14 protein-coding genes, 1 other RNA gene and 1 pseudogene are annotated in these 14,498 nt (G+C 64.1%); 6 read left to right on the top strand and 10 right to left on the bottom strand.

The window, feature by feature from the left end:
- The first annotated feature begins 23 nt into the window (after nt 1-23).
- Nucleotides 24-266 (top strand): hypothetical protein, encoded by a 243-nt coding sequence (locus tag AC0WRY_RS27340; protein ID WP_194403869.1) that lies wholly within the window; start codon nt 24-26, stop codon nt 264-266.
- Between the two features lie 42 nt (nt 267-308).
- Here the strand turns inward: AC0WRY_RS27340 and AC0WRY_RS27335 are convergent, their stop codons facing one another.
- Both AC0WRY_RS27335 and AC0WRY_RS27330 read right to left on the bottom strand, forming a co-directional pair.
- Nucleotides 309-2,015: an ATP-binding protein gene (locus tag AC0WRY_RS27335; RefSeq protein WP_194403868.1), complete on the bottom strand. Its 1,707-nt coding sequence runs from the start codon at nt 2,013-2,015 to the stop codon at nt 309-311.
- Nucleotides 2,012-3,526 carry an ATPase domain-containing protein gene (locus tag AC0WRY_RS27330; protein WP_194403867.1) on the bottom strand — a complete coding sequence of 505 codons (1,515 nt, stop codon included), beginning with the start codon at nt 3,524-3,526 and terminating at the stop codon, nt 2,012-2,014. The genes AC0WRY_RS27335 and AC0WRY_RS27330 overlap by 4 nt, the downstream gene beginning before the upstream one ends.
- Before the next feature lie 463 nt (nt 3,527-3,989).
- On the opposite strand from AC0WRY_RS27330, the gene AC0WRY_RS27325 reads away from it, so the two are divergent.
- Nucleotides 3,990-4,475, top strand: coding sequence for a YkgB family protein (locus AC0WRY_RS27325; RefSeq protein ID WP_194408424.1), 486 nt, complete (start codon nt 3,990-3,992; stop codon nt 4,473-4,475).
- Nucleotides 4,476-4,490: 15 nt separating this feature from the next.
- Here the strand turns inward: AC0WRY_RS27325 and AC0WRY_RS27320 are convergent, their stop codons facing one another.
- From AC0WRY_RS27320 to ssrA, 8 genes are all read right to left on the bottom strand, one after another.
- Complete coding sequence (locus AC0WRY_RS27320) at nt 4,491-4,988, bottom strand: GNAT family N-acetyltransferase (protein WP_194403866.1); 498 nt, start codon at nt 4,986-4,988, stop codon at nt 4,491-4,493.
- Nucleotides 4,989-5,203: 215 nt separating this feature from the next.
- Entirely contained in the window at nt 5,204-7,075 is a 1,872-nt protein-coding gene (feoB, locus tag AC0WRY_RS27315) for a ferrous iron transporter B (protein WP_194403865.1), read from the bottom strand.
- Nucleotides 7,076-7,148: 73 nt separating this feature from the next.
- Nucleotides 7,149-7,427: a FeoA family protein gene (locus AC0WRY_RS27310; protein WP_194403864.1), complete on the bottom strand. Its 279-nt coding sequence runs from the start codon at nt 7,425-7,427 to the stop codon at nt 7,149-7,151.
- Between the two features lie 119 nt (nt 7,428-7,546).
- Nucleotides 7,547-7,798, bottom strand: coding sequence for a ribbon-helix-helix domain-containing protein (locus AC0WRY_RS27305; RefSeq protein ID WP_025038043.1), 252 nt, complete (start codon nt 7,796-7,798; stop codon nt 7,547-7,549).
- The gene (locus tag AC0WRY_RS27300) at nt 7,795-7,983 is read right to left on the bottom strand and encodes a DUF4169 family protein (protein WP_194403863.1); all 189 of its coding nucleotides are present in this window, start codon (nt 7,981-7,983) and stop codon (nt 7,795-7,797) included. Before AC0WRY_RS27300 ends, AC0WRY_RS27305 begins: the two co-directional genes overlap by 4 nt.
- Before the next feature lie 280 nt (nt 7,984-8,263).
- Nucleotides 8,264-9,697, bottom strand: coding sequence for a class II fumarate hydratase (gene fumC, locus AC0WRY_RS27295; RefSeq protein WP_194403862.1), 1,434 nt, complete (start codon nt 9,695-9,697; stop codon nt 8,264-8,266).
- Between the two features lie 87 nt (nt 9,698-9,784).
- Entirely contained in the window at nt 9,785-10,303 is a 519-nt protein-coding gene (locus AC0WRY_RS27290) for an SspB family protein (protein ID WP_194403861.1), read from the bottom strand.
- 125 nt (nt 10,304-10,428) lie between these two features.
- Nucleotides 10,429-10,794: a transfer-messenger RNA gene (ssrA, locus tag AC0WRY_RS27285) on the bottom strand.
- 84 nt (nt 10,795-10,878) lie between these two features.
- On the opposite strand from ssrA, the gene AC0WRY_RS27280 reads away from it, so the two are divergent.
- The 4 genes and pseudogenes from AC0WRY_RS27280 (at nt 10,879) to AC0WRY_RS27265 (ending at nt 14,390) form a co-directional block, all read left to right on the top strand.
- Nucleotides 10,879-11,484: a chromate transporter gene (locus AC0WRY_RS27280; RefSeq protein WP_194403860.1), complete on the top strand. Its 606-nt coding sequence runs from the start codon at nt 10,879-10,881 to the stop codon at nt 11,482-11,484.
- Nucleotides 11,481-12,011, top strand: a pseudogene (locus AC0WRY_RS27275) (chromate transporter). The gene AC0WRY_RS27280 and the pseudogene AC0WRY_RS27275 overlap by 4 nt, the downstream one beginning before the upstream one ends.
- 95 nt (nt 12,012-12,106) lie before the next feature.
- On the top strand, nt 12,107-12,868 hold the full coding sequence (locus AC0WRY_RS27270) for a tripartite tricarboxylate transporter TctB family protein (RefSeq protein ID WP_194403858.1): 762 nt from the start codon (nt 12,107-12,109) through the stop codon (nt 12,866-12,868).
- A gap of 7 nt (nt 12,869-12,875) precedes the next feature.
- Nucleotides 12,876-14,390 carry a tripartite tricarboxylate transporter permease gene (locus tag AC0WRY_RS27265; protein ID WP_246776340.1) on the top strand — a complete coding sequence of 505 codons (1,515 nt, stop codon included), beginning with the start codon at nt 12,876-12,878 and terminating at the stop codon, nt 14,388-14,390.
- The last annotated feature ends 108 nt before the right edge of the window (nt 14,391-14,498 follow it).

Here is a 14,498-nt window from a genome sequence, read left to right as displayed (position 1 = left end):
CTGAGGACAGGGGAGTATCTGCAATGTTGCCTCAATTCGGCACTGCCGTTCGCAAGAAGAACCTCACCAGCGTCGCCCCCGCCGATATCGGCGGCGGAGCGCCGGACAAGGCGTCGGTCGACGCGGCCTGGCTCGTGCTGGAAGCCGCCAATGATCTCGGCGACCATGCCGCAATCGACGCCTGTCGCCGCGTCATCGACGCCGAGCTGACCGGCACGGCGGCCCGCAGCGCGGATGTCGATCTCGTGCTGGGATATTTCCGTTGAGGCTCCCAGCCCTTCGGAAAGGCCGTCCCGTCAGGGCCGAGATCAACAGGAACTCGAGCGCTGCGTTTCTGGATCGAGCTGAAGGTTCGACTTTGCTGTGCTCAACGCGGCCGCCAGCTCGTCGATGTGGTAAGGTTTCGCCAGGATCTGGATGCCGGCCCGCTGCGCCTCATGGACCGAAGCTTCGGCGTATCCGCTCGTCAGCAGCACCGGGATGTCGCTTCGCCTTTTCTTGATCTCCCGCGCGAGCTCGACCCCGTTCATGCCGCCCGGCATCATGATATCGGAAAAGATCAGATCGACGGTGCGGCCATCAGCCAAGGCGCCGAGCGCCGCGGCGGCGCTGGCGGCACGCGTGACTTCGTAACCGAGCTGGCCGAGCATCTCGCCCACGAGGGCGGCAACCTCGTCGTCGTCTTCGACCAGGAGGATTCGGCCATGATTGCTCTTCTTCGGCCGTATGCGCGTGAGGTCGATGAGATGTCGCTCCTTCGAAGGAACGTCGAATGATCGCGGCAGGTACAGCTCGATGCTGGTGCCGCGGCCGACCTCCGACTGGATCCGGACAGTGCCCCGTGACTGCGTGGCAAATCCATGGACCTGCGCGAGCCCGAGCCCCGATCCCTTGCCGACGTCCTTGGTCGTGAAGAACGGCTCGAATACGCGCGAAAGGATATCCGGAGCCATGCCGATGCCAGTGTCGACGACGGAGAGACGAACATAATCACCCGAAATCGGACCGTCTTTCAGGCCGGGCAAATTTTCCCCGCGCACGACGATCGTCCCGCCGTTGGGCATGGCGTCGCGGGCGTTGACGGCGAGGTTGAGGACGACCAGCTCGAGCTCCCCGGGATCGACCTCGACCGGCCATAGCGAGTCCGGGAAATCGAACTCGACGTGGACGTCCCCCCTCAGGCTGCGATCGAGCAGTTCCCGCATGCCGCCGATCTGCGCGGCAACGTCGACGGGCTCCGGCCGAAGCTTCTGTCGGCGCGAGAATGCGAGGAGCTGCCTCGTCAGGCTGGCGCCACGCTGAGCGGCCTGGGTCATGCCGTCCATCAGGCGCCGGCGCCGGTTCGGATCGGTCTGGCGGTCGAGCATGTCGAGGCCGCCCGAGATCACCATCAGCAGGTTGTTGAAGTCGTGCGCGACGCCGCCGGTGAGCTGGCCGATGGCTTCGATCTTCTGAGCCTGGCGAAGGGTCTCCTCGACGCGCGTGCGTTCGTTCATTTCGAGGCGAAGCTGTTCGTTGGCCTCTTCCAGCTCTCGCGTCCGCTCGACCACCAGCTTCTCGAGCTCCTGAGCGGTCTGCTCACGGGCCTGGAGCAAGGCCCGGATTTCATATTGTCGCCGCCGCGCCCTCATCGCGGATTGAACCGCGCTGGTCAGCGTGATCGGCTGCACTGGACGTTCGAGCAGCGAAACGTTGCGCAGGAGGTCGACGATGCTGCGTCGCCACGCAACGACAGCCGGTTGCTCCCGGTGGCTGGTGAGGACGACAAAAGGCAGGTCGGACCATGGCGGCTGGTTCGCGATCCATTGTGCGAGCGGCGCCGTGTCATTGCCGAACAATCCCTCTTCGGCCAAGAAAACCGCTCCAACGCCACCCTTCATCTCGGCAACGAGTTCGGGCAGACTTCGGCAATTGACCGCTTCCAGGCTCGCGCCGCGAAAAAGCTCCGCCGATGCCGGTCCGTCGCGGCCGATCGGGGCGAATATCAGAACACGCTTGTCCCGGTCGGCGCTCATTCAGCCGGTCCTTCCGGCAGCACCGTGCCGGTATAGCGGGGATTGCCGGAAAAAATGCCGCTGAACTCCTGCAGAGGCGGACCGAGCCTGATCCCCGTGCCGCCGAGCCGGAACTCGCGGATGCTGTGCTCGTGGTTGCCGCTGCGCTTCTTGACGACGGAGAGCGCGCGCCGCACCGTTCCGCCAAACTCGAAATAGCGCAGCATCACCACTGCATCGCTCAGATAGCTGATATCGAGCGGCGTATCCATCGGGCCGACGAGCCCATGCTGGGCGAGGATCAGAATCGTCAGCACGCCTTGCTGGGCCAAATAGCTGAGGAGTTCGTGCATTTGCAGGATGAGGAAGCGCTCGTCCGGCATCGCGTTCAAATAGCCGTTCAGGCTGTCGATGATGACAACCCTGGCGTTGTCGATCTCGACGCTCCGGCGCAGCGTCGCCGCGAACTCTCCGGGCGACAATTCGGCGGGATCGACTTGTTGGAAGCGGATTTTCCCGGAATCCAGATGTTCCTGCAGAGGCAGGCCCAGTGTCCGAGCACGTGCTTCGATCGTCCCACGGCCTTCATCGAAGGCGAAGAACACGGCGTGCTCGCCGCGTTCCGCCGCCGCGATGGCATAGGCCAGCGCGAGGGAGGACTTGCCGACACCGGCAGAGCCGAGGAGAAGCGCGTTGGTGCCGCGCTCGAGCCCGCCGCCCAGCAGTTGATCAAGCTCGGCGTTACCGCTGGACACGAACTCGCCGTGGAACGCCTTGTGATGCTCGGCCGCGACAAGCCGTGGGAAGATCCGCAAGCCGCCTTGCGAGATCGTAAAATCGTGGTACCCGCCGCGAAATCGAATGCCGCGCATCTTGATCACGCGAAGCCGGCGCCGCTCCGCGCCGTAATCGATAGCCATTTGCTCAAGCATGACGACACCGTGTGCGATCGAATGCAGCTGCAGATCGTCCTGGGAGGAGGATAGATCGTCGAGCAGCACGACAGTGCAGTTGCGGTTGGTGAAGAAGTGCTTCAAGGCCAGCACTTGGCGCCGGTAGCGCAGCGGGTTCTGGGCCAGCAGGCGCAGCTCGGACAGGCTGTCGAGCACGACGCGGGTGGGATTGATCCGCTCGACCTCTTTGAAGATCAGGCCGGTCGTTTCGCTGAGCTCCATCTCCGCGGGATGGAAGACTGTGAGCTCCCGGTCGGGATCGAGCGTCGTCTCGGGCGGGACCAGCTCGAAAATATCGACGCCTTGCAGAGACCAGCCGTGCCGATGCGCGACGAGCTCGAGCTCCCGCCGTGTCTCTGACAGCGAGATATAGAGCACACGCTCACCGTCGCGCACACCCCGGAGAAGGAATTGCAGCGCGATCGTGGTCTTGCCGGTCCCCGGCCGCCCCTCATAGAGGTACATCCTGTTGGCGTCCAAGCCACCGCCCAGAATGTCATCCAAACCGTCGCTGCCGGTCGAAACTCTTGGCAAATCTTTGAACCCGCTGCTCGATGCAGCCTTCGACGGACCGGTCATTGTCCCCCTCGCGACTTGGTGGAATCCCTCATTCTGCGCGGCTCATGAAAGAACAGCCAGCCTCAGGAGCGGAAATGTTTCATCTGAGGAACTCGCGGGGAAGCATTGAGTTCCGTTTGACCACCTATGCGCCGTCTCTGGTGTCGGCGGACGTCTGTCCGGCAGGCGAAAGAAGGTTTTGCGGTCAGCAGACTGCGCCCGGAAACTCGCGGCGTCGGTTCACAACTTAACACAGTCATCCTGATACCGGACCGCTGCCGTCGCCGGCGTCGCGTGACTGAGAAGACGACCGGTCGACTCTCGGTTGGGGCGAGGGATCGCTTACGGTCGAACACATCCCCGCACGCAGCTGTGATCGTCCGGGCCGGCGACGCGCTGTAACGACGCGACGGCCTCTTCGTACAGCGTGTTGGCGACGACGTGTCGCCAGCCGTTCAATGCGCACCCGGGGAGCAATCGCCACATGCAAGGTTTCAATGTCGCCGAGAATGGCGGCGGGTCTTATCGTCCGCTCGCCATTCTCCGCTGGGTCATGGTGGTCATTTTCGTGTCGTTCGGGATGCAGAAATTCACCCCGCAATCGGCGCAGGGCATCGCGCAGTTCATCACCAACAGTCCATTCGTCTCCTGGCTCTCGGTGTTTGGATTGAGGGGAGAGGCGTACGTTCTCGGTGTTGTCGAATTCGTGATTGCGGCGTTGCTCGCGGGCGGTGCGTTCAGCCCGATCCTCTCGGCCTTGGGCTCGCTCATGGGCATGGTGACATTCGCGATCACCTGGTCGTTTTTCTTCACGACGCCCGGAGTCGTGAAATGGAGCCTGTCATCGGATCCGATGGCGTGGAATCTGGCGGGCGAGTTCCTGTTCAAGGACATCGTCCTGCTGTGTGTTTGCGCCGTGCTGTTCCTCGCATCACTGCCGCGATCACTGGTTCGGCTGCGTGCCGGCTGAGCGCCGAGCCGTCCCTCAGCGCCGGATGCGATAGATCTCGACGTCCTCGCCGTGGCGGTTGGCGCCGCGCTCGAGGACGTAGTTCGCTTTTTCCAGCACCCGGCGCGATGCGACGTTCTCGACATTCACGATGCCGATGAGGAACGGCAGCCTGAAATGCAACAGTCCGATGTCCGTCATCGCGGCCGCGATCTCGCTTGCAAATCCCTGACCCCAGAATTCGCGCTTGTACGCATAGAGGATCTCGATCTCGTCGACGTCGTCGACGAGAATGTGCCGGATGCCTCCGCGTCCCACGAACGCTCCGTCCTGCGTTCGCATCACCCAGAGGCCGAAGCCATGCTGGTCCCAATGGGCCATGTTGGTGGCGAGATAGGTCTTCGTGACATCTAGCGTCCGCACCCCACCGAGATAGCGGGAGACCTCGGCATCGAGATGCAGCGCGACGAGATCGGGGAGGTGACTTTCGTTCAGCCGCTCGGCGGTGAGCCGCTTGGTGCTGAAGTGATCCATGACTGCGAGGTCGTCACCAAGAACGCGTTGCCGGCCGGCCCGCCGGTTGAATGCCGCTGAAGTCGACCATGGCAGCGTGCCCGTGTTTTGCCCGACGGGTCAACCGGCGCGTCATCGACGGCCGGATGATTTTTCGCGCATGCGTAAGCCATTGATTTCACAATCCCCGTCTACTGTGCATGGGGTTGTTTTCGTACTTTTTTGTTTTGGAGGACCTATCCAGCCCCGAGCGCCACCGCGACGTTGTACGTCAAAAGGCTCGCGGCATAGGCCAGCACCAGCATGTAAGTGAAGGTCACCGCCATCCAGGTCCAGCTGCCGGTCTCGCGCCGGATGACGGCCAGCGTCGAGGCGCATTGCGGGGCGAAGATGTACCAGGCCAGCATCGACAGGGCGGTGGCGAGCGACCATTTCGTCGCCAGCACCTGGCCGATCTGCTCGGCCGCTTCCTTGCCGCCTTCGATCGCGTAGACGGTGCCGAGGGCTGCGACCGCGACCTCGCGCGCCGCCATGCCCGGGATCAGCGCGACCGCGATCTGCCAGTTGAAGCCGACCGGCGCGAGCAGCGGCTCGAGCGCCTTGCCGATCATCGCCGCAAGGCTGAAGTCGATCGCTGGATCGGTCGCGCCTGCCGGCGGCTGCGGGAACGAGGCCAGGAACCAGATCAGCACCATCATCGAGAAGATCGTGGTGCCCGCGCGCACCAGGAACATCTTGGCGCGGGTGTAGATGCCGATCACGATCGATTTCAGCCGCGGCATCTTGTAGTCGGGCAGCTCCAGCATGAACGGCGCCGGCGCATAGTCGCGCAGCATGAAGAACTTGATCAGGAACGAAACGGCCAGCGCGCTGATGATGCCACAGGCATAGAGGCCGAACATTACGAGACCCTGGAGGTTGATGAAGCCCCAGATGTCCTTCGCCGGAATGAAGGCGGAGATGATCAGCGTGTAGACCGGAATGCGCGCCGAGCAGGTCATCAGCGGCGCGATCAGGATCGTGGTCAGCCGGTCGCGCTTGTTGTCGATCACGCGCGTCGCCATGATGCCGGGAATGGCGCAGGCAAAGCTCGACAAGAGCGGAATGAAGGCGCGGCCATGCAGCCCCGCGCCGCCCATGATGCGGTCCATCAGGAACGCGGCGCGCGCCATGTAGCCGAAATCTTCCAGCAGCAGGATGAACAGGAAGATCAGGATGATCTGCGGCAGGAACACGATGACGCTGCCGACGCCGGAGATCACGCCGTTCTGCAGGAAGCTCTGCAACAGGCCGTCGGGCAGGGTAGCCTGCACCAGCTCCCCGAGCGAGTCGAAGCCGGACTTGAGCAGGTCCATGGCCGGCTGCGCCCAGGCGAACACCGCCTGGAACATCACGAACAGGATCAGCATCAGCACGATGAGACCGCCGACGGGATGCAGTACGACCGCGTCGATCCGCGCGGTCCAGGTGTCGGGCCTCGTAGGCAGGCTGACGCAGTCGGCGATGATGCGGTCGGCCTCGCGCTGGGTCGCGCGGAGTTCGGAGACGCTGAGCGCGCGCCAGCTGTTGGCCTCCGCCTCGGCGGCGAGCTTGGCCGAGATCTCGTCGGTCAGCTTCAGGAGGTCGGCCGTGCCGCCCTTGCGCACCGCGATCGAGGTGACCACGGGCAGGCCAAGCTCCTTGGCGAGCCGCTCGACGTCGACGGTGATGCCGCGGCGGGCGGCGATGTCGAACATGTTGAGCACGAGCACCATCGGCCGTCCGGTGCGCTTGAGCTCGAGCAGCAGGCGGATGGTCAGCCGCAGATTGGTGGAATCGGCCACGCACAGCACGAGATCGGGCACGGTCTCGCCGGAGGCCTTGCCGAGCACGAAGTCGCGGGTGATCTCCTCGTCCGGGCTGCGGCCGCGCAGCGAGTAGGTGCCGGGCAGGTCGACCACCGACACCTGGCGTCCCAGGGGGGTGACGAAGAAGCCTTCCTTGCGCTCGACCGTGACGCCGGGATAGTTCGCGACCTTCTGCCGGCTGCCGGTCAGGGCGTTGAACAGCGACGTCTTGCCGCTGTTGGGCGTGCCGACCAGGGCGAGATGCAGCAGGGGTAATTCCATGTGATCAAAGGCCTGGCAAACGGCTTGGCGAAAGGCTTGTCGAAAAGCCTGGGATGAGGCGTCCGGTCGCCGTCTAGGCGACGATGACGGCCATGGCCTCGCGGCGTCGGACCGCGATCGTGATGCTGTCGACCCGCACGGCGATCGGATCGCGCCCGACCAGCCCCTCGTGCAGGACCTCGACCCGGGCGCCCTCGACGAAGCCGAGCTCGATCAGGCGGCTCTCGAGCTCGATGTCGGAGAGCGCTGAGCCCGCCTCGCGCGCGGACAGGTGCTGGATGACGCCCGTATAGCCGCGCTGGGCCAGACCCAGCGGCATGTGCGGGCGCGTGTCATTATTGGTGTCGGTCATGCCCTGTATTTTCAACGCAAGGCATTGAGGTCAAGCGAATGCGCTCGTTGAAACCGCACCTTAGAGTGATTTTAAAGTGCGGGCGGCGGGGCGCCCTCGAAGGCGCCCCCGACGGCTGGCTATTGGGCCGGGACCTTGTCCGGCTGGGCGGCCATGGCGCGGCTCTTGAAGTAGTCCAGGACGAACAGACGGATCGCCGACGACAGATTGCCCTGCTGGCGGTTGTTGTCGATCTCGCCGACCAGCTCGGACAACGTCATGTTGCGCAGGCCGGAGATCTCCTTCATGCCGTTCCAGAACGCCTCTTCCAGGCTGACGCTGGTCTTGTGCCCGGCGACGACGATCGACCGTTTCACGACGGGCGACTTCATGGCTGCTCCTCGCGATCGATCTGATGCTGATCCAGGTGCGCCTTCGCCTTGTCCGCGCGCGTCTGCTCCGCCGACCGGTCCGCCTTCGTGCGCCCGAACTTCGTCCGGTTGGCCTCCGCCTGCTTCGCCGAGGCTTGCCGCTCGGCGCGCTTCCTGAAACGATTCAGGTTGATGACGTTCCCCATGTCGCGTCTCCATCATCCGATCCTCTTCAGGCTGGATGAAACATTCCGAAACAGGGTGCCGCGTTGCGCCCCACATGACTTGATCGCCATTCGCTCGTCCTCGTCAATCGGCCCCTTGGGCCATCAAAGGATGAAATTGGCCCCGTCGAGGGGGCAGAAGGGCTGCGTAGCACGCCGTCCCGCCAGAACATTGACGGTAATCAAATCCCGCCCCCAAAGCCGCACATTTCTAAGGCGTTAGGGTCCGTATCATTACGGATGGCAATCGGAATTCGGAATTTTATCCCGGGCTGGTCATCTTCTCGGGGCGCACCAGGCGATCGAACTCGTCGGCCGAGACCAGGCCGAGCCGCAGCGCCTCCTCCTTCAACGTGGTGCCGTTGGCATGGGCCGTCTTGGCCACCTTGGCGGCGTTGTCGTAGCCGATCTTCGGGGCGAGCGCCGTCACCAGCATCAGGGAGCGCTGCATCAGCTCGTCGATGCGCTTCTCGTCGGCACGGATGCCGCTGACGCAATGTTCGGTGAAGGATCGCGCGGCATCGGCCATCAGGCGGATCGAGTGCAGCATGTTGTAGGCGAGCACGGGCTTGTAGACGTTGAGCTCGAAATGGCCCTGGCTGCCGGCCACCGTGATCGCGGTGTGATTGCCGAACACCTGGCAGCACACCATGGTCATCGCCTCGCATTGCGTCGGGTTGACCTTGCCCGGCATGATCGACGAGCCCGGCTCGTTCTCCGGCAGGATCAGCTCGCCCAACCCCGAACGTGGGCCGGATCCGAGCAGGCGGATGTCGTTGGCGATCTTGAACAGGCCCGTCGCCACCGAATTGATGGCGCCGTGCACCAGTACATAGGCATCGTTCGAGGCCAGCGCCTCGAATTTGTTGGCGGCGCTGGTGAAGGGGAGTTTCGTGATGCCGGCGACATGCTTTGCGAACAGTTTTGCAAAGCGCGGCTTCGAGTTGAGGCCGGTGCCGACGGCGGTGCCGCCCTGCGCCAACGGATGGAGGTCCTTCACCGCGACCTTGAGCCGCGCGATGCCGCTTTCGACCTGAGCGGCATAGCCGGAAAACTCCTGGCCGAGCGTCAGAGGCGTTGCATCCTGGGTGTGGGTGCGGCCGATCTTGACGATTTTCGCGAACGCCTTCTCCTTCTTGCGCAGCGCGCGGAGCAACTCGTTGAGCGCAGGGACGAGGTCGGCGTTGATGCGGCTTGCGGCCGCGATGTGCATCGCGGTGGGAAACGAATCGTTCGACGATTGGCTCATGTTGACGTGGTCGTTGGGATGCACCGGCTTCTTGGCGCCGAGCTCGCCGCCGAGCAGCTCATTGGCGCGGTTGGCGATCACCTCGTTGAGGTTCATGTTGGTCTGGGTGCCGGAGCCGGTCTGCCACACGACAAGAGGAAAATGATCGTCGAGCTTGCCCTCGATCACCTCGCGCGCGGCGCGGATGATGGCACCCGCGCGGCGCTGGTCGAGCAGGCCGAGTTCGAGATTGGACTGCGCGGCGGCGAGCTTGACGATGCCGAGCGCGTGCACGAGCGCGATCGGCATGCGATCCGTTCCGATGCGAAAGTTCTGGCGCGAACGTTCGGTCTGTGCGCCCCAATAGCGATCGGCGGGGACCTCGATGGGGCCGAAACTGTCGGTCTCGGGGCGGGTCGCGGGGCGAGCAGTCTTGGGGCGAGCAGATTTGGCCATGAGCGCATCCATTCCGCCGCGCGAAACGCCGCACGGCCTCTTCATGTAGCTCTATATAGGGAGTTTGGCCGGGCGCGACGGGCTCCGGCCCAATCTAGATCATTTCTTGCGGAAACGATCGAGCCGCACGACTTCGGCGCCGCCTTGGCTCGGGGCCGCCGGCTCTTCCGTGCTGTCCGCCGCTTCAGCGGCAGGCGCCGGCACCGCGACCGCGGACGGGGCGGGAGCGGCGGGCAGCGTCTCGGGCGCGACCTCGGCGACGTCGGAGGTGTCGAACTGAAGGCCGAATTTCACGGACGGATCGAGGAAGCTCTTGATGGCGCTGAACGGCACGATCAGGCGCTCCGGAATGCCGCCGAAGGACAGGCCGACCTCGAAGCGGTCCTCGAGCACGGTCAGATCCCAGAACTGGTGCTGCAGGATGATCGTCATCTCTTCCGGATATTGCGCCAGCAGCCGCGACGACAGCTTCACGCCCTCGGCCTTCGACACGAAGGTGATGAAGAAATGGTGCTCACCGGGCAGTCCATGGGACGCGGCATCGGTCAGCACCTTCCGCAGCACGCCGCGCAGCGCGTCGCGGGCCAGCACATCGTATCGGATATGATCGGTCGCCATGGTCGTCCTGTTGCATTGCAGGAGTGGGCCCTGCCGGCCCGACTCGCCAAGCCGCGATAGTACCGCGCCTGACGGGTCAGCAGGAGTCCCGCCGGGCAGGAAATCGCCGGGGTAGGAATAAGGTAAGTGGAGGCTTCTGTTGCCAGGTGCCTCCGAACCCCGCCTAACGGAGCTTAACCCGTTAGGACTTTAAGATGGTCTTTCAAACTGCGTTACGCAGCCTGAGCAACCGGAGCAAAGTTGTCGTTGGCAACTATTGCAGTAGCCCGATAACGGCGGAACAATACCGGGAAAAAGCACGCCCTTTACGCCCTCGTCGATCCTATTTCGCCCCCGCCAAAGCCCGCTTCCGGAGTGTCCGTTGGTGGGCTTTGGTGGAGGCGCCGGGTACCGCCCCCGGGTCCGAATGGTTTATTACGACGACCGTTTATTTCCATAGCCGGCGAACCGGCACCCCCAATATAGGGGGCAAAGGTTTCAAATGACAGGTGTTTCGAGGGGCCATCCCGAGGTTCCCTCAGGGCAGGTTCCCGCTGGGCTTGGCCGCGTCACGGTCGCCGTTCTAAGCTTCTGACATGTCCGAGGATTCTGCACCGGCCCCACAAGAGCCGGACCATCCAGCCGCTGCCGCCGTGCCGCCCGGGCTGCTCGACCTGTTCCTGGCTTTCGCCCGGATGTCGCTGGCGGGCTTCGGCGGGGTCTTGGTGTTTGCCCGGCGGGCCATCGTCGAGCAGCACCGCTGGATGAATGCGGACGAGTTCAACGAGACTTTTGCGCTCTGCCATTTCCTGCCAGGGCCCAACATCGTCAATCTGTCGATGGTGTTCGGCGCGCGGCTGCGCGGGATTGCCGGTGGCGTTGCCGCCTTCGCCGGGCTTCTGCTGCCGCCGACGCTGATCATGACGGTGCTTGCGATCATCTATGCCCGGTTTGGCGATGTGGAGGTGCTGCGGCGCATCCTCGCAGGCGTCTCCTGTGCGGCGGTCGGCCTTTTGATCGCGGTGGTCTTCCGCATGATGACGCCGCTGCTGAAGCGGACGAACCCCCTCGCGCTGATCCTGATGCTCGGTGTGTTCCTCGCCATCGGCGTGCTCCGCCTGCCGCTTCCGGCGGTGCTGCTGGCTGCCATCCCCGTGAGTGTCGGCACCACTTATTTCCTGCGACGGAAAGTAGCAGCATGAACGCCGAAAACCCGATCTGGGCGCTGATCGCCACCTTTGGACTGATGTCGCTGTTCGCGGTCGGCGGCGCTGCGGCGGCGGTGCCCGAGATGCACCGCATCGCGGTCGAGGTCCATCACTGGATGACCGAGAAGCAGTTCAGCGATGCCTATGCGATCGCGCAACTCTCGCCAGGTCCGAACGTGCTTATCGTGACGTTAATCGGCTATGCCGTCGCCGGCATCCCCGGCGCTCTGGCTGCGACGCTGGCGATGTGCCTGCCGACGGCGCTGCTTGCCTATTAGGTCAGCCGGCTCATGAATCGGCCGAGCCGATCGCGCTGGCCCGGCCTGATTCAGGCTGCACTGGTTCCTCTCTCGATCGGATTGATGGCGGCGAGTGCCCTCATCCTGGCCCAGTCGACCGATCGCACAATTGTTGCACTGCTTCTGACCGCAATGGCTGCGGTCATCGCATCGGTCTCGCGCCTCAATCCACTTTGGCTACTGCTTGCCGGGGGCCTGTTGGGTTTTGCTGGCATTGTGTAATGAAAATCGCTAGGCAGTGATCCGGGCGGGGGATCCAGTTCCAGCCGATTTAGAACAACAGTGCTCGTGACTTACGGGTCGCGGAGGAGACATGCATGGCCGACACGATGGGCCACTCAGCGACGGCCACCCGAAACACCCGGTTGGCGGTCGGCTTTTGTCTGCTGGCGATTGCGCCGCAGATCTTCGAATTGATCTGGTCGATCGGGACGATCTTCGGATGGGGTACCGGCCGCGGCCCGGCCGCCGTGGTGATCGGCCACGCCACGGCGTTGCTCGCCGGCGCGCCGGGAGCGTTGATCGGTGCGGCCAGCGGTGACACCAAGAAGGCGTCATCGGATGTGCTGCTCGCGCTGATCTATTCCTACCCACTGTTCGTGGTGGCTATTCTCACGCTGTTCATGACGGTCCGGTCGGCGCAGGATTATGTCGGAGGCGTCGTCCTCATGGCGGTTGCCCTGTTCGCGCTGTGGGCCGGGAGCGATTTGCAGGGCATGCGGGGCTTCTCCTTCGGCGCAGGCACCGCGCCGCGCATGTTCGGCGGATTGCTGGTTGCCTTGTCCGCCGGCATCGCCCTGACGGGTCTTCTGACCGATGGGCCGGCGATGGCCCACTATGCCTGGCGAGGACCATTGTTCGTGGTGGCCGCGATCCTGTTCTTCGCTTTGGCGATCCGGCCGCTCGGCGTCGTGGTCACGGCCTTTGTCAGCTTCATGATCGCCGCGATGGGCTCGGAGGAGACGCGCTGGCGTGAAGCGGCGATCGTCGGCGCCTGCCTGACGGTAGGTTGTGCGATCCTTTTTCCATACGTGCTCGGGCTGCCGATGCCGATGTTTCCGCGTTTCCTGAATCAGTGAGGGCGTGATGGACCTTTTTGCCAACCTCGCTCACGGCTTCGTCGTCGCGCTCTCGCCGATCAACCTGCTGATGTGCCTGATCGGCGCTCTCGTCGGCACGCTGGTCGGCGTTCTCCCGGGCATCGGCACCATCGCGACCGTCGCGATGCTGCTGCCGATCACCTTCGGACTGCCGCCGGTCGGCGCCTTGATCATGCTCGCCGGCATCTATTACGGCGCCCAGTATGGCGGCTCGACCACGTCGATCCTGGTCAACATACCCGGTGAGGCGACGTCGGTCGTCACGGCCATCGACGGCCACCAGATGGCGAGGCAAGGCCGCGCCGGCCCGGCGCTGGCGATCGCCGCGATCGGCTCGTTCTTCGCCGGCTGCGTCGCGACCGTGCTCATCGCCGTGCTCGGCGCGCCCCTGACCAAGCTCGCGCTGGCGTTCGGTCCGGCGGAGTATTTCTCGCTGATGGTGCTCGGCCTGATCTTTGCGGTCGTGCTTGCCAAGGGCTCGGTGCTGAAGGCGATCGCGATGATCGTGTTCGGCCTGTTGCTGTCCATGGTCGGCTCGGACATCGAGACCGGCGCCTCCCGCATGGCCTTCAACATTCCGGAGCTCGCCGACGGTCTCGGCTTTGCGACGGTGGCGATGGGCGTGTTCGGCTTTGCCGAGATCATCCGCAATCTCGACGCCGGCGCCGAGATGAGCCGCGATCTCGTGCAACAGAAGATCACCGGCCTGATGCCGACCAGAAAGGATCTGATCGATTCGGCGCCCGCGATCCTGCGCGGCACCGTGCTCGGCTCGATCCTCGGCATCCTTCCCGGCGGCGGCGCGACGATTGCGTCGTTCGGCGCCTATACGCTCGAGAAGAAGCTCGCCAAGAACCCGTCGCGGTTCGGCCGCGGCGCGATCGAGGGCGTGGCGGGGCCGGAGAGCGCCAACAATGCCGCGGCGCAGACCTCCTTCATCCCGCTGCTCACGCTCGGCATCCCGCCGAACGCGGTGATGGCGCTGATGGTGGGCGCGATGACCATTCACGGCATCGTGCCGGGCCCGCAAGTGATGCAGAAGCAGCCGGACCTCGTCTGGGGCATGATCGCCTCGATGTGGATCGGCAATCTGATGCTGATCATCATCAACCTGCCGCTGGTCGGAATCTGGGTGAGACTGCTGCGCGTGCCGTACCGGTTGATGTTCCCCTCGATCGTTATCTTCTGCGCGATCGGCATCTATTCGGTGAACAACGCGCCAGTCGACGTCATCCTTGCCGGCGTGTTCGGTCTCGTCGGCTACTGGCTGATCAAGCACGATTTCGAGCCGGCACCTCTGCTGCTCGGCATGGTGCTGGGACCGTTGATGGAGGAGAACCTGCGCCGTGCGCTGCTGATCTCGCGCGGCGACTGGAGCGTGTTCCTGACGCGTCCGTTGTCGGCGGTGCTGCTGGCGGTCGCTGCTGCCCTTCTCGTCCTCACCGTGCTGCCAGCGCTCCGATCGAAGCGCGACGAGGTGTTCACCGAATCCGAGAACTGAGGTCGCGCTCCTGCGTCGGCACGCCGCATTCGGAAGTCCAATCGACTTGTGTTACGGCTTTGTGAAATGGAAATGCCGGCCCTTGGGCCGGCATTTTTGTGTCCAAAG

The organism is Bradyrhizobium sp. T-12 (genome assembly GCF_058314695.1).
This window is presented reverse-complemented; position numbering and strand designations above follow the sequence as displayed.

What these genes read in the sequence shown, in the direction of transcription:
- AC0WRY_RS27340 (WP_194403869.1), top strand. Translation starts at nt 24, where the DNA reads ATGTTGCCTCAATTCGGCACTGCCGTTCGCAAGAAGAACCTCACCAGC.
- AC0WRY_RS27335 (WP_194403868.1), bottom strand. Translation starts at nt 2,015, where the DNA reads ATGAGCGCCGACCGGGACAAGCGTGTTCTGATATTCGCCCCGATCGGC.
- AC0WRY_RS27330 (WP_194403867.1), bottom strand. Translation starts at nt 3,526, where the DNA reads ATGACCGGTCCGTCGAAGGCTGCATCGAGCAGCGGGTTCAAAGATTTG.
- AC0WRY_RS27325 (WP_194408424.1), top strand. Translation starts at nt 3,990, where the DNA reads ATGCAAGGTTTCAATGTCGCCGAGAATGGCGGCGGGTCTTATCGTCCG.
- AC0WRY_RS27320 (WP_194403866.1), bottom strand. Translation starts at nt 4,988, where the DNA reads ATGGATCACTTCAGCACCAAGCGGCTCACCGCCGAGCGGCTGAACGAA.
- feoB (WP_194403865.1), bottom strand. Translation starts at nt 7,075, where the DNA reads ATGGAATTACCCCTGCTGCATCTCGCCCTGGTCGGCACGCCCAACAGC.
- AC0WRY_RS27310 (WP_194403864.1), bottom strand. Translation starts at nt 7,427, where the DNA reads ATGACCGACACCAATAATGACACGCGCCCGCACATGCCGCTGGGTCTG.
- AC0WRY_RS27305 (WP_025038043.1), bottom strand. Translation starts at nt 7,798, where the DNA reads ATGAAGTCGCCCGTCGTGAAACGGTCGATCGTCGTCGCCGGGCACAAG.
- AC0WRY_RS27300 (WP_194403863.1), bottom strand. Translation starts at nt 7,983, where the DNA reads ATGGGGAACGTCATCAACCTGAATCGTTTCAGGAAGCGCGCCGAGCGG.
- fumC (WP_194403862.1), bottom strand. Translation starts at nt 9,697, where the DNA reads ATGGATGCGCTCATGGCCAAATCTGCTCGCCCCAAGACTGCTCGCCCC.
- AC0WRY_RS27290 (WP_194403861.1), bottom strand. Translation starts at nt 10,303, where the DNA reads ATGGCGACCGATCATATCCGATACGATGTGCTGGCCCGCGACGCGCTG.
- AC0WRY_RS27280 (WP_194403860.1), top strand. Translation starts at nt 10,879, where the DNA reads ATGTCCGAGGATTCTGCACCGGCCCCACAAGAGCCGGACCATCCAGCC.
- AC0WRY_RS27270 (WP_194403858.1), top strand. Translation starts at nt 12,107, where the DNA reads ATGGCCGACACGATGGGCCACTCAGCGACGGCCACCCGAAACACCCGG.
- AC0WRY_RS27265 (WP_246776340.1), top strand. Translation starts at nt 12,876, where the DNA reads ATGGACCTTTTTGCCAACCTCGCTCACGGCTTCGTCGTCGCGCTCTCG.